The sequence below is a fragment of the Cloacibacterium rupense genome (assembly GCF_014645495.1).
Taxonomy (GTDB): domain Bacteria; phylum Bacteroidota; class Bacteroidia; order Flavobacteriales; family Weeksellaceae; genus Cloacibacterium; species Cloacibacterium rupense.
The window spans coordinates 698,159-712,574 of record NZ_BMLV01000001.1 but is presented as its reverse complement, the minus strand read 5'-3'; the positions used below and the strand labels follow the sequence as shown (position 1 = coordinate 712,574).

Annotated in this window: 13 protein-coding genes; 5 read left to right on the top strand and 8 right to left on the bottom strand. The window is 33.5% G+C overall.

The window, feature by feature from the left end; genetic code table 11:
* Positions 1 to 3: 3 nt before the first annotated feature.
* From IEW40_RS03130 to IEW40_RS03110, 5 genes are all read right to left on the bottom strand, one after another.
* Entirely contained in the window at positions 4 to 684 is a 681-nt protein-coding gene (locus tag IEW40_RS03130) for an SIR2 family NAD-dependent protein deacylase (RefSeq protein WP_229663370.1), read from the bottom strand.
* Positions 680 to 2,245 (bottom strand): amidase, encoded by a 1,566-nt coding sequence (locus IEW40_RS03125; protein WP_188616620.1) that lies wholly within the window; start codon positions 2,243 to 2,245, stop codon positions 680 to 682. The genes IEW40_RS03130 and IEW40_RS03125 overlap by 5 nt, the downstream gene beginning before the upstream one ends.
* 51 nt (positions 2,246 to 2,296) lie before the next feature.
* Positions 2,297 to 4,822 (bottom strand): heavy metal translocating P-type ATPase, encoded by a 2,526-nt coding sequence (locus IEW40_RS03120; RefSeq protein WP_188616619.1) that lies wholly within the window; start codon positions 4,820 to 4,822, stop codon positions 2,297 to 2,299.
* A gap of 109 nt (positions 4,823 to 4,931) precedes the next feature.
* Complete coding sequence (locus IEW40_RS03115) at positions 4,932 to 5,492, bottom strand: helix-turn-helix transcriptional regulator (protein ID WP_188616618.1); 561 nt, start codon at positions 5,490 to 5,492, stop codon at positions 4,932 to 4,934.
* A complete protein-coding gene (locus tag IEW40_RS03110; RefSeq protein ID WP_188616617.1) occupies positions 5,493 to 5,885 on the bottom strand; it encodes an acyl-CoA thioesterase in 393 nt (130 codons plus the stop codon). It lies immediately after the preceding gene.
* 185 nt (positions 5,886 to 6,070) lie between these two features.
* Here IEW40_RS03110 and IEW40_RS03105 point away from each other — a divergent pair, with 185 nt between their 5' ends.
* Positions 6,071 to 6,937 carry an aldo/keto reductase gene (locus IEW40_RS03105; RefSeq protein ID WP_188616616.1) on the top strand — a complete coding sequence of 289 codons (867 nt, stop codon included), beginning with the start codon at positions 6,071 to 6,073 and terminating at the stop codon, positions 6,935 to 6,937.
* Positions 6,938 to 7,145: 208 nt separating this feature from the next.
* The gene (gene rbp, locus IEW40_RS03100; RefSeq protein ID WP_188616615.1) at positions 7,146 to 7,490 is read left to right on the top strand and encodes an RNA-binding regulator; all 345 of its coding nucleotides are present in this window, start codon (positions 7,146 to 7,148) and stop codon (positions 7,488 to 7,490) included.
* Between the two features lie 70 nt (positions 7,491 to 7,560).
* Here rbp and IEW40_RS03095 read toward each other — a convergent pair whose 3' ends face one another.
* The 3 genes from IEW40_RS03095 to IEW40_RS03085 all read right to left on the bottom strand — a co-directional run bounded on the left by IEW40_RS03095 (position 7,561) and on the right by IEW40_RS03085 (position 10,419).
* Positions 7,561 to 9,336, bottom strand: a complete 1,776-nt coding sequence (locus IEW40_RS03095; RefSeq protein WP_188616614.1) for a DUF4153 domain-containing protein — start codon at positions 9,334 to 9,336, stop codon at positions 7,561 to 7,563.
* Positions 9,337 to 9,414: 78 nt separating this feature from the next.
* On the bottom strand, positions 9,415 to 9,798 hold the full coding sequence (locus IEW40_RS03090) for a BlaI/MecI/CopY family transcriptional regulator (RefSeq protein ID WP_188616613.1): 384 nt from the start codon (positions 9,796 to 9,798) through the stop codon (positions 9,415 to 9,417).
* A gap of 12 nt (positions 9,799 to 9,810) precedes the next feature.
* A complete protein-coding gene (locus IEW40_RS03085) occupies positions 9,811 to 10,419 on the bottom strand; it encodes a phosphatase PAP2 family protein (protein ID WP_188616612.1) in 609 nt (202 codons plus the stop codon).
* 170 nt (positions 10,420 to 10,589) lie between these two features.
* Between IEW40_RS03085 and pdhA the strand changes: the two genes are divergently transcribed.
* From pdhA to IEW40_RS03070, 3 genes are all read left to right on the top strand, one after another.
* A complete protein-coding gene (pdhA, locus tag IEW40_RS03080) occupies positions 10,590 to 11,591 on the top strand; it encodes a pyruvate dehydrogenase (acetyl-transferring) E1 component subunit alpha (protein ID WP_188616611.1) in 1,002 nt (333 codons plus the stop codon).
* A gap of 4 nt (positions 11,592 to 11,595) precedes the next feature.
* Positions 11,596 to 13,197, top strand: coding sequence for a dihydrolipoyl dehydrogenase family protein (locus IEW40_RS03075; RefSeq protein ID WP_188616610.1), 1,602 nt, complete (start codon positions 11,596 to 11,598; stop codon positions 13,195 to 13,197).
* A 474-nt stretch (positions 13,198 to 13,671) separates the two neighbouring features.
* The gene (locus IEW40_RS03070; RefSeq protein WP_188616609.1) at positions 13,672 to 14,337 is read left to right on the top strand and encodes an ABC transporter ATP-binding protein; all 666 of its coding nucleotides are present in this window, start codon (positions 13,672 to 13,674) and stop codon (positions 14,335 to 14,337) included.
* Positions 14,338 to 14,416: the final 79 nt, after the last annotated feature.

Here is a 14,416-nt window from a genome sequence, read left to right as displayed (position 1 = left end):
TTTTTATTTTAATAATCGTTCTCTTAAAATCTTTATTCCTTCGGTAGCAGGTGTTTTCAAGAAATTTTCGTGTTTGGTGAACTGGTTTTCTAAATGCGGGTCAATTACATAAATTTCACAATTCTTAGGAACGTAATGAATCAATCCAGCAGCAGGATAAACTTGCATAGAAGTTCCTATCACGATAAATATATCAGCTTCAGAAGCTATTTCTGCCGCATTATCCATTTCTGGAACCATTTCTCCAAACCAAACTATATGCGGACGAAGTTGGTCGCCTTTTTCATCACAATCACCCAAATTACAGTCATCTTCCCAATCATAAATTTGGGTTTCATCTTTTACAGAACGTACTTTTTTCAGTTCACCATGAAGATGAATTACGTTTTTAGAACCCGCTCTTTCGTGTAAATCATCTACATTTTGAGTAATGATATAAACTTCAAAATTCTGTTCTAATTCTGCTAAAATTTCGTGAGCGAGATTGGGTTTTACTTCTTTCAATTGTCTTCGTCTCAAATTATAAAAATCTAAAACCAACTGCGGATTTCTTCTAAAACCTTCAGGTGAAGCCACATCTTCGATTCGGTGATTTTCCCAAAGTCCGTTAGAATCTCTAAATGTAGAAATTCCGCTTTCCGCAGAAATTCCTGCTCCTGATAAAACAACGAGTTTCTTTTTAATTTCCATTTTTAAATTGAGGAACTAATCTTTGAGGATTTTTTTGTTCAAAAGAATACGCCATATTGATGAGTTTTCCTTCGCTCCATGCTTCTGCGTAAAACAAAATTCCAACCGGTAATCCATCAATATTTCCCATAGGAACGGTAATGCTAGGATAACCAGCAATCGCAGCAGCGCCAGAACCTTCAAAAATATAATTGTCGCCATTTACCATATCCGTTTTCCAAGCTGGACTGGTAGAAGCAGCGATGAGAGCGTGTAATTGATATTTTTTAAGTGTGGCATCAATTCCGTTTTTACGGCTTCCTTCCTGAATTTCTTTTAACAATTTAGCATAATTTTCATCTTGCATTCCTTTGGTAGCCTGTGTCATTTCTAGAAATTCTTGTTTGAAATATTTCATTTCTTCAGGACTATTTTTGTTGAAGGCAATCAATTCTTCTACCGATTTTATTTTGGCATTTGCTCCTAAAGATTTGAAATATTGGTTCAATCCATCTTTGTATTCCAAAACCATCAATTCAAAAGATTTTCCTTGAATTTCATTGGAAACAGGCTCCTCTGAAATTTCAACTAAAATAGCGCCTTCTTTCTCCAAAAATTTTAAATTTTCTTGAAATAAAGCATCTACTTTTACATTCCCACTTGATTTTTTAGAATAGCCAATTCGTTTTCCTTTTAAACCGTCTGGTTTTAAGAAAGATGTATAATCTGTTTTTGTCTGATTTTTTGATGCTAAAGTATGGCTATCTTTTTCATCTACACCTGTCAAAACACCAAGAGCAATCGCAGCATCTTTTACCGTTCTCGTCATTGGTCCTGCTGTATCTTGCGAAACAGAAATAGGGATGATTCCGCTTCTGCTCACCAAACCAACCGTTGGTTTTAACCCCACAATTCCATTCACGCTACTCGGACAAATAATAGAACCATTGGTTTCAGTTCCAATGGCGAAAATTCCCAAATTTGCAGAAATGGCAGCGCCGGAACCAGCACTAGAACCACAAGTATTTCTCGTTAAATCATATGGATTTTTAGTTAAACCACCATTTCCACTCCAGCCAGAAACAGACATTATTCCACGGAAATTGGCCCATTCAGAAAGATTGGTTTTCCCAATGATGATAGCACCTGCTTTTCTTAATTTTTCAACCAAAAAAGCATCACGTAACGGAAAAGAATCTTTCATCGCCAAAGAACCTGCAGTGTTTGGCATTTTGTCTTTGGTATCGATATTATCTTTCAATAAAACTGGAACGCCAAAAAGTGCGCCTTTTCTTAAGGGAGCAGGAACTTGGTCTAGACTGTCTGCAATCTTCATTGCATCAGGATTTACCGTAATTACAGCATTGAGTTTTGCTCCGGTTTTATCCACTTTTTCAATTCTTTCCAAATAAGATTTTACAACATCTGTAATTTTATATTCTTTGTTTTGATAGCCTTTTTGAAGCTTTTCGATGTCATATTCTAAAAATTTAAAATCTTTGTTGTAATCTGTATTTTGTGCATTCATTATTATAAATGATGCAATTGAAAGCATTGATAAAAGTTTTCTTTTCATTTTTTATAGTTTATTGATTTCAAAGTTACATTTTTAGGTTAAAAAATCAAGTTAAATTTTCAACTTCACATTATTCAATCTCAAAGAATTGGCAATTACCGAAACCGATGAAAAACTCATGGCAGCAGCGGCAAACATTGGCGACAATAAAACGCCAAAAATAGGGTAGAGTAAACCTGCAGCAATCGGAATTCCGAGGGTGTTGTAAGCAAAAGCAAAAAACAAGTTTTCTTTTACATTTTTCATCATTTTTTCACTCAATATTTTAGATTTTGCAACGCCCGAAATATCACCTTTCAGTAAAGTAATTTCCGCAGAATTCATCGCAATATCCGTTCCTGTTCCCATCGCAATTCCTACGTTGGCTTGTGTTAGAGCAGGAGCGTCATTAATTCCATCACCTGTCATGGCTACAATTTTCCCTTGATTTTGGAGGTTTTTAACCTCATTTATTTTATCTTGAGGAAGACAATTAGCAACATATTTTTTAATGCCCAAATTTTCGGCAACATGTTTTGCAGTAGCTTCGTTATCACCTGTCATCATGATGATTTCGATGCCTTTATTTTGTAAAAATTGGATGGAAGATTTAGCATTTTCTTTAATTTGATCTTTAAAACCAAAAACACCAACTGCTTTTCCATCAATTGTTAAATAAGAAACAGTATTCGCGTCGTTTTCTAAAATTTCAGCTTTTTGAAGCAGTTTTTCAGAAATTTCAAATTGATTTTCTTTGAGATAATGAATATTTCCAAGGAATATTTTTTTAGCATCTATCTGCCCTAAAATTCCTCTTCCTGAAATGTTTTCAAAGTTTTTAGCATCTTTCAATTCTAAATTTTTTGCATGGTTTAAAACGGCTTGCGAAAGTGGATGTTCAGAATTTTTATTAAGAGAAGCAGCCAATTGTAACGCTTCATTTTCGTTAAAATTTTCTGTGAAAATTTGTGTTAAAGAAGGTTTTCCCTCTGTTAAAGTTCCTGTTTTGTCAGTGATGATGACGTTGACTTTTTCTAAATTTTCCAGTGCTTCTGCGTTTTTAATTAAAATTCCGTTTCTGGCACCTTTCCCAATTCCTACCATTACAGACATTGGCGTTGCCAAACCTAATGCACAAGGACAAGCTACAATTAAAACCGCCAAAGCATTTACTAAAGCAAAAATTGCCCGATTTTCTCCCCCGAAAATGAACCAAAAAATAAAAGTTAATACTGAAATTGCAATCACAACAGGAACAAAAAATTTAGAAACTTTATCTGTGAGTTTTTGGATAGGAGCTTTACTTCGGCTTGCAGAATTTACCATTTCTATAATTTGTGAAAGAAGCGTGTCTTTGCCAATTTTCTCTGTTTTCATCAAGAAAACTTGGTTTCCGTTGATGGTTCCAGAAGTGACTTTGTCGCCTAATTTTTTTTCAGAAGGAATCGGTTCACCCGTAATCATACTTTCGTCTATTGTGGTATTTCCTTCGATAATTTCTCCATCAACAGGAATTTTTTCTCCAGGTTTTACTTTTAAAATATCTCCAATTTTTACTTCCGAAATCGGAATGTTTTTTTCTACATTATTTTGAATAAGATGTGCTTCTTTTGGCGAAAGGTTCATCAATTCTTTGATGGCATTTCCTGTTTTTTGATGGGCTTTTGCTTCCAACATTTGTCCGAAAATCACCAAAGTTAAAATCACGGCAACTGCTTCAAAATAAAGCGGAACTTCATGATGATTGTGCATGAATTCGTGAGGAATTAAACTCGGAAAAAATAATGCGAAAATACTGTAAATAAAAGCAGCACTTGCTCCCAAACCAATCAATGAAAACATATTAAGATTCCAAGATTTAAAAGAAATCCAAGCTCTTTTAAACAAAAACCATCCTGTGAAAAATACAACAGGAATCGTGAAAATTAATTGTAAAATTCCAGAAACTCTAGCGCTGAAAGGAAACTCAAAAAACATTCCTCCCATCGATAAAATAAAAACTGGGACAGTAAAAGCTACAGAAATCCAGATCTTTTTTTTCAGATTTCTGTAAGTTTCATCTTCAGATTCATCGTCATTTCCTGTGATTTTCACCAAATCCATTCCACAAACTGGGCAACCTACATTTTCGGGATAGGTTTTATCGCCTTCACAAAACATAGGACAAAAGTAACCGCTTTTTGCTTCTAGCTTCTGGCTTTTAGCTTCCATCTTCCATCTTCCATCTTCCGTCTTTTCCTCAATCGGAACGCAATACATGTTGCAAACTGGACAACGTTTTCCTTGCACGAAATAGACTTTTTCGCCTTCGCATTCCATCGGACAATAATAAACTGAACTTATAGAAACTCTGTCTTGAGGTGGAATAAATTCTGTAGATTTTGGTTTTTCGGGATCTTCTAAAACGTAGTTTCCTGCATTTTTAAGCTCTGAATTGAGTTTTTCTAAGTCGATTTCTTGTTCAGAAGTGATTTCAACGAAGTTTCCTGCGAGATTTACATCTGCTTTTATTCCTTCAACATTATTTAAAGCAGAAGAAATCTTTTTCTGACAGCCTTCGCAAGACATTCCCAGAACGTTATATTTTTTGGTATTCATCTTTCTTAATTTTGATACAAATTTCAAAATTAATCAAATAAAAACCATTATCAAATCATGGCAGAATGTTATGAAATTTAGATTTTTAAGATTTTGGCAAATGAAAATTTTAAATCAAATCAATAGGAAGTCTCTTTTTTTCTTTGAGTTCTTGAAATTGTGATGGCGAAAATCCTGTGATTTTTTTGAATTGTTGAGAAAGATGTTGAACCGTTTTATAACCTAATTTATCAGCAATCTGAGAAAGGGTGAGTTCGCGATAAATCAAAAGTTCCTTTACTTTTTCAATTTTTTGAAGAATAAAATATTGCTCTAAAGTAATGTTTTCGGTTTGTGAGAAAACTTTAGAAATACTGCTGTATTCTTTGTTGAGTTTTTCTGAAAGGTATTTAGAAAGCAAGAATTCTTCATTAATATCAAGATTTTGAACTTTTTCTAAAATCAGTTTTTTGATGTTTTCGATTTGTTTTTGTGATGCATCTTCTAGAATTTCAAAACCTAATTTTTTTAGATTTTCGTTGAGTTTTTCAAACTGATTTTTTGAAATTTCTGTAGAAATATCCCCCCAACCCAAATTGACCGAAACGAAATCAATTTCAGAATTTCGGAAAACATCTTCCACTGCAGAAATGCAGCGGTTACAAACCATATTTTTAATAAAAATTTGCATTTATCCTTTGCCTAATCGGTCTTCTACATATTCCACTTCGGTTTTTCCGTGGGGTTGTGGATTTCCATTTTTATCCAAAGATACAAAAACAATTTTGTCAATAGTAATAATGGTTTGGTGCGTCATTTTGTTTCTTACCTCGCAGCTAAGCGTAATAGAAGTTCTCCCAAAATTGATTACTTCAATCCCGATTTCTATAATATCTCCTTGTTTTGCAGAATTTACGAAATTAATCTCGGAAATATATTTGGTAACAGTTCTCGGATTTTCTAATTGAATAATGGCGTACAAAGCGGCTTCTTCGTCTATCCATTGTAATAATTTGCCTCCAAAAAGCGTGTGGTTGGCGTTTAAATCTTCTGGTTTAATCCATTTTCTTGTGTGATAATTCATCTACATTGTTTTTTTCAAGCCACAAAATTATGCTATAAATATTAACTGATGGTTAATTTAAAATACTTTCTTTTCATTGATTTTATCGAAGAAAACTATAATTGTATAGATGTGAAGGTTCTGTTTTTACAAATAATTGCTTCACAATTGAAGAGATAATTTTAACTTTGATGAAAATTAAAATTATGGATTTTTCTAAAATTATCATAGGGGTAATGCGATGGGGAATTTGGGGTGCAAATCATTCTGTAAGTGGAGTTCAAAAATTAATAGAAACCTCATTAGAAGAAGATTTATATACTTTTGACCATGCGGATATTTATGGTGGTTACACTACTGAAGAATTATTCGGGAGCGCTTTTGCTGAAATGAAAATTGACAGAGAAAAAATTCAGTTAATTACCAAATGCGGAATTTGTATGCCTTCGGAAAAGAAAAATTTTCCTTTGAAATATTATAATTATTCTAAAGAATATATTCTAAATCAAGTAGATGAGAGTTTGAAAAATCTGAAAACAGATTATATCGATTTGTTATTGCTTCACCGTCCTTCACCATTGATGAATCCTGAAGAAATAGCCGCTGCATTCGGAATTTTGAGAAGTTCTGGTAAAGTGAGAGATTTCGGGGTAAGCAATTTTTCGGTTACTCAGTTTGATTTAATTTCTAAATATTTTCCACAATTGGTGACCAATCAAGTGGAAGTTTCTTTGACGGAAACCAAAGCATTTTATGATGGAACAATAGACCAAATGATGATGAAAAAAATGCTGCCAATGGCTTGGAGTGTGATGGGAACTTATTTTTCTGAAGATTCTGAAAAAACAGCTAGAATAAAATCTGTTTTAGATGATTTGACTACAAAATACAATGCAGATGAAGCACAATTATTGTTGGCCTTCGTTTTGAAACATCCATCTAGAATTTTACCGATTGTAGGAACCTCTAAAATAGAAAGCATAAAATCTCTTAAAAAATCTTTGGATATAGATTTAACAATTGAAGATTGGTTTGCTTTGCTAGAATCTAGTCAAGGGCATAAAGTGCCATAAAACAGATGCATTGCATTGGTTTTTAAAATATTATGATATGTGAAATTTTTGTAAATTTTTACTAGAAGCGAAGAATTATTATCAAATTATAAAATAAAAGATGTATATTGCGGAAGATTTTATAAATGCACTTCAATTAATGTTCATTCGTTTTTGACTTTCCTTTATAATCTATCAATTTTTTTATTAATTTAATTTTTTTTAAACAATGAACATTTTTGTTTCAAACATCAATTACACAACTAAAGATTATCAATTAAACGAGTTGTTTTCAGAATTTGGAGAAGTACAGTCTTGCAAAATCATCACAGACAGAGAAACTGGTAAATCAAGAGGATTTGGTTTCGTAGAAATGACTGACGAAGAAGGAGGTCAAGCAATTGAAGCTCTAAACGGTAAAGAATTTAACGGAAAAGAACTAAACGTTTCTGAAGCTAAACCAAGAGAAGAAAAACCACGCAGAAGTTTTGATAACAACCGTGGAGGTGGTTATGGAAATAACAGAGGCGGAGGTTATGGAAATAACAGAGGCGGCGGAGGAAGCCGTTGGTAAAAAATAGAAAGCGACTTTTTTAAGTCGCTTTTTTTATGGATATTAAAATCTACTTTAACTTAGACGGCTTTTATTTCTTCTTGATAAGAACCAAAATATCATTATTGATAAAATAAGTTCCTCTTTTGCCAGCATAACGATTGTAATCTATTTGCTCTATAAGAAATTTTAATTCGTAGTTTCCTACCGTTTTGGTAAAAGAAATTTTAGGAACAATGATTTCTCCTTCTTTATTTTGGTGTTCTTTCACAATTTTTAAAATGTCTGGTGATAAATCAATGTCTTTGTTGTTATAATAAAGCGTTAGATTTCCATTGAAGCCCTTCAATGAAAACGTATTCCCATCAAATCCAAAATCTTGATTATCATAATTATAGACTTTGAATATTTGCTCGTAATCTCTTACATCATAACTAAATTCTTCGGTCATTATACTCACTCTTGTGTATTTTTCACCTTTCTTAATCTCGTTGTTGTACTTGATATTTTTGAACTCGTCTTTGATTTGAAATCTCATTTTTCTTTGGTTAAAAAATGAGATATTTTTTAGTTCTTTTTCATTGAAATATTTTTTCAAATAATTTATTTCATTTCTTTCTCTTAAAAAATTAAATTTTTCGGAAATTTCGTTTGCGTCAGAATTATTGATTCGTTTATTAAAATTAATTTTACCATTTTCTAACAAGTTATTTTTAACCAAAATTTCTTCTAATTCTTTTTTCTGACTGTTTTTAGAAACCGAAAAAGTATTGAAATACGGAAAAACCAATGAGAATAAGCCAAAAATGAAAAGCGAAATAGGGATAAATTTAATATTTGGATGTTTCCAAAAACTGAAATATAAAACGATTAAAGTAAGCCAAATGGCCAATAGTAAGACATAATATCTATTTTCTGTAAAACCATATTCTAAAATTCTGGTGAAAATAGCCACGAAAAGCAAAACCAAAAGAGGAAGCAACGCAAAATAAAAAATTTTAGAAAATCCCTTAACCCAAGATTTGGTAGAGATTTCCTTTAATGGGAATACAAGCAACAAAGCCAATATTCCAACCAAACTATAAGCTAATATAAGATAAGAGACCCAACCTCTTGGCAAATCCCATTTAATCAGTATTTTGCCGCCATAGAAATATAAAATCACCGCATAGATGATAAGAAGTGGAATCAATATAAATTGTACGAAAAATTTAAGAATGTCAGGATAATTTCCATCTTTTTCTAAGAATTTTATGCCATCTTCATTGAATAATAAAAAGATAAAACAGCTGCCAAAAATAGCCAGAAAAAAGAAGGTTTTAGGATATATTTTTTGGTCTAACTCTAGGTCAAAAAGTTGGTCAACTGCGGTAATGGCAAGCATAATTCCACCCACCAAAACTGCCGTGAAAATACCTGTTAAAACTACATTTACAAAAAGATTTTTATTGAATTGCCAAAAAGATTTTTCATTGTTTTTGCCCAAAAAACCAATAAATGAAACCAGAAGATGACTCAGAATAAAACTAACGGCTATCAGAACTCTGTGTACATCTGTAAAACCTGAGTTATGATGAGGAAGGAAAAATTGATAAAAGACAACCAGAAATCCTATTCCAAAAAGGCTAAGGATTGTTGTTTTGCCAATTCTTTCGGCTAAAATAGTCAGAGAAAAAAGCAACGAAATTCCCAATAATGAAACAATAATAACCCGGGTATAAACGTTCAGGCTTTCTTCTTTTAAAGAATCACTTTCAATCAATAATGTCATAGTAATTGCGGCCAATAGCGCCATCAATAGCACGTATGCATAATTCTGAAAAACACTTCCAGCTTTGCTCAGAATTTCTTGTAATTTGGATTTCATAGTGTTTAGGATGTTTTAGAATCTAGAGTGATTTTATTTTCGGGAATTTTAGCATTTACCATCCTTCATTTGGTGAGTTTACTTTTTCTTTTTTTTCTTTTTCTTTTTGTCTTTCTCCTTCTCCTTCTCAGCAACAGAAAGTTGAATCAAACCTTCACTCATAAGGTCTACCAATAGCTCATTCGGATTGCTATTGTAAAAGTCTTGAATGAAATTTTTAAGCAAAAATAGTTTATAGGATTTCTTAGAAACAGCAATTTCATACCTGAAAATTCTACCTTCTAGAGTGGTCATCAAGTAATTTTTTTCGACCAAATTTTTCAAAAATGTAGAAATGGTATTTTGATGGGGTTTGGGCTCTGGGTAAACAGCTAAGATGTCTTTTAGGTATTTTTTATCAGAATTCCAGATGACTTTCATGAGGTTTTCTTCGCCAGTAGTCAAAGGTTTCAAGTGTTCCATTTCTAATCTAAATTAATGATTCTGAATATCGAAATAAAGATAAACAAAAGAAATGACAGTGGCAATTAATGCACCCATTATTACTTCTTTTACCGTATGTCTTTTTAAAATAACTCTAGAAATAGCCACTAATAATGTCAAAAATAACCATATCAATCCATAAATTGGATTTAAACTAAAGAATAAAGCACTTACAAAAACATTAAAACTGGTATGCATAGAGCTTTTAATAAATAAATTGCTCAGAAACATTACCACTAGCAAAATCAGTAAAAAAATGATGATTAAAATGTAATCAAAATTTTGTTTGGTGTAGAATAGTGCTGCTATATAGATGCTGATAATGAAGAAGTTAAATAGATACAAGCTGTTTCTTTGTTCTCTGTTAGAGACATCCATATTGGTGTAATTCCCCTTTTTTACATTCCAGTAAATCCATCCAAAAATGGGGATTACTACCAGAGCAATAGGTAAAAGGAAACTTGTTAGATTAAATTTGCCATCGCTTTTTTCATAAGAATAGACTGCTAAAAAAATCAGTAAAGAAAATAGTGGATTCAGAACATTAGATATAATATTAGAAATCGTGATAAGAACCGGAAAGCTTTTGTTTATTGACATTTTCATATTTTGAATTTCAAAAATACGTTTTTTCATTGATAAAAACATTCGTCATTATTTATTACATAAGTTTAATAATAATAAGAAAGAAATTTACTATTTTTGCACAGTAATTTACACAAGCTATGTTTAGGCATAGAATTTAACAAAAAATAAATATTACGAAATAGATGAAAGAGTTTTCTAAAGAAGTCTATCTACAATGGTATGCAGATATGACAATGTGGCGAAGATTTGAAGATAAGTGTCGATCACTTTACCTTAAACAAAAAATTAGAGGTTTTTTACATTTATACAATGGTCAAGAAGCCATTCCTGCTGGTTTTACCCATGCAATGGATTTATCTAAAGACTCTATGATTACTGCCTACCGTTGTCACGTACATCCTATGGCAATGGGTGTAGACCCCAAAAGAATTATGGCAGAACTTTGTGGTAAAGCTACCGGAACTTCGCAAGGAATGGGAGGTTCTATGCACATTTTCAGCAAAGAGCACAGATTTTACGGTGGTCACGGTATTGTAGGAGGACAAATTCCTTTAGGAGCTGGTATTGCTTTCGCAGATAAATATTTTGAAAGAAATGCAGTTAATATTTGTTTCTTCGGAGATGGTGCCGTAAGACAAGGTTCTCTACACGAAACTTTCAATATGGCTATGAACTGGAAACTTCCTGTAGTATTTGTAGTAGAAAACAACCAATACGCCATGGGAACTTCTGTAAAAAGAACAGCCAACCACGAAGATATCTACAAACTAGGTCTTGGTTATGAGATGCCTTGTATGCCAGTAGATGCTATGGACCCAGAAAAAGTAGCAGAGGTAGCTTACGAAGCAATCGAAAGAGCAAGAAGAGGTGATGGACCTACTTTTATTGAAGCTAGAACTTACAGATTTAGAGGTCACTCTATGTCTGATGCTGAACCATACAGAACCAAAGAAGAAGTTGCGGTAAAAAAAGAAGAAGACCCTATCGTTTTGGTGAAAAACAGAATTTTAGAAAATAATTGGGCTACTGAAGAAGAATTAGACGCAATCGAACAAAAATCTAGAGAATTTGTAGATGTTTGTGAAGCATTCGCTGAAGAATCTCCATATCCAACTCCAGAGAAAATGTATGAATATGTTTATTCTGAACCAAATTATCCATTCTTAGACAAATTAGAAAACTAAAAATATGGCTGAAGTAATCACTATGCCAAGACTTTCTGATACAATGACGGAAGGGAAAGTATCAAAATGGCATAAAAAAGTAGGAGATTCCGTAAAAGAAGGCGATGTTTTAGCCGAAATAGAAACTGATAAAGCAGTACAAGATTTCGAATCTGAATTCAATGGTACTCTATTATATATTGGTGTTGAAGAAGGAAGCAACGCTCCGGTAGATAGCGTTTTAGCAATTATTGGTAACGCCGGCGAAGATGTTTCTTCATTGATTGGTGGTACCGCAGCTGCACCAGTTGTAGAGGCTGCCCCGGTAGCTCATGAAACTCCAGCACCTGCTGCTTCTGCTGCTGCAGAAATTCCTGCTGGCGTAGAAGTAATTACTATGCCAAGACTTTCTGATACCATGACGGAAGGTAAAGTAGCTAAATGGCACAAAAACGTAGGCGATACCGTAAAAGAAGGCGATATCCTTGCAGAAATAGAAACCGATAAAGCAGTTCAAGATTTTGAATCTGAATTTAATGGTACACTATTGTTTGCAGGTGTTGCAGAAGGTAGTTCAACTAAAGTAGATGATATTTTAGCCATTATCGGCCCTGCGGGAACAGATGTTTCTGCTGTTGTAGCTGGTGGTGGTAAAGTAGCTGCTCCTGTTGCTGCAGAAACTTCTCAAGCTTCTGCTCCTGCGGTTGCTGCTTCAGCTCCTGTAGTTGCAAGTGCTTCAACTGGCGGTAGAATCAATATCTCTCCTCTAGCCAAAAAAATGGCTTCTGAAAAAGGAATTGATATTTCTACAGTTAAAGGAAGTGGAGATAACGGAAGAATCGTTAAAAAAGATATAGAAAATTATCAACCAAGTGCTGCGCCTGCACAAGCTGCTTCTACACCAGTTTCTGCTCCTGCTGCACAAGTTGCCGTAAATTTCGTAGCTGGCGAAACTACAGAAACTCAAAATTCTCAAATGAGAAACATAATTGCGAAGAGATTAGCTGAAAGTAAATTCACTGCTCCTCACTATTACTTAATGGTAGAAATTAATATGGACAAAGCTATCGAAGCTAGAAAAGAGCTTAATAGTTTACCAGATACCAAAGTTTCTTTCAACGATATGGTGATCAAAGCTACTGCTTTGGCACTAAGAAAACATCCTCAGATTAATTCTTCTTGGGCAGGTGATAAAATCATCCACCACGGGAATATCAATGTAGGTGTTGCAGTAGCAGTTCCAGATGGTTTAGTAGTTCCTGTACTTAAAAATACAGATTTTATGACCTACAACCAGATTTCTGCATCGGTAAAAGATATGGCTTCTAGAGCTAAAACTAAAGCTTTGAAAGCCAACGAAATGGAAGGTTCTACTTTTTCTATTTCTAACCTAGGTATGTTTGGTATCGAAACATTTACTTCAATCATCAATCAACCGAATTCTTGTATCCTTTCAGTAGGTGCAATTATAGAAAAACCAGTGGTTAAAAACGGACAAATCGTTGTAGGAAACACCATGAAATTGTCTTTAGCTTGCGACCACAGAGTGGTAGATGGTGCTACAGGTGCTCAGTTCTTACAAACTTTGAGAACTTACCTAGAAAGCCCACTTACCATGTTACTGTAAAATCTCACAGTTATATTTTACAAAATCCTTCCAAATTTTTGGAGGGATTTTTTTGTCTGGGCGTATCCCGTTATAAAACCAAAGCTAATATCCAAAGCTATTTTATAACGGGACCGTGCTTTCCGCTACAACTCCTCATTCATCGCCGCTCGCTTCGCTCGCGCCATTCATTGCGGGGTTTCTGCTACAATCACTTACGCGGAAACGCTCCTTTTTTTATAGAAATATACTTTTTCATAGGAGAACTCTCCATTATCAAACAAATTTTACCTTGATTTCAGTAAGCAACTTTTGATGAAATTTAACATTTTCTAGTGAAAGATCCAACTTTGTACTCCTAACTTCTGACTTCCATCTTCCAACAAATTTGAAAAAATCTCAAATCTCGAATCTCAAATGCGGAGCATTCACAAACTCCAAAATTATCAAATAAAATCGTGAGTAAATCTCAAATCTATTTACTATTTTTGAACTATGATTAAAGCAACCAATATTCATAAGTCATACGGGCAATTAGAAGTCTTAAAAGGTGTAGATTTAGAAATCAAAACGGGCGAAATAGTATCTATAGTAGGAGAATCTGGCGCTGGTAAATCTACCTTGCTACAAATTCTAGGCACACTAGATTTGCCTACCAACCCGGATAAATACAATACCCAACTCACTTTGGCAGAGCAATCTTTCCTGAAAATGAGTGATAGAGAAATTTCTAAATTCAGAAATCAAAACATAGGATTTGTATTTCAGCATCATCAGTTGTTACCAGAATTTACGGCACTAGAAAACGTATTGTTGCCCACTAGAATTTCTGGAAAAAATGAAAAAGAATCGATGGACAAAGCTTTTCAACTCTTCGAAGAATTGCACATTGCCCATAGAGTAGACCATAGACCCAAAGAACTTTCAGGCGGTGAAGCACAGCGTGTAGCTGTTGCTAGAGCTTTAATCAATTCACCAAAAATTATCTTTGCAGACGAACCTACAGGAAATTTAGATTCCAAAAATGCAGATGCACTTCATCAATTATTTTTTGATTTAAGAGATAAATACAACCAAACTTTTGTAATCGTAACCCACAACAAAGAATTAGCGGAAAGCACTGATAGAAAATTAGTCATGAAAGACGGAATGATTTTATAAGTCAGAAGTACGAATTCAGAAGTACGAATTCAAAAGTACAAAATTAGAAGTACGAAGTTTGAAAGTCAAACCATTTCAA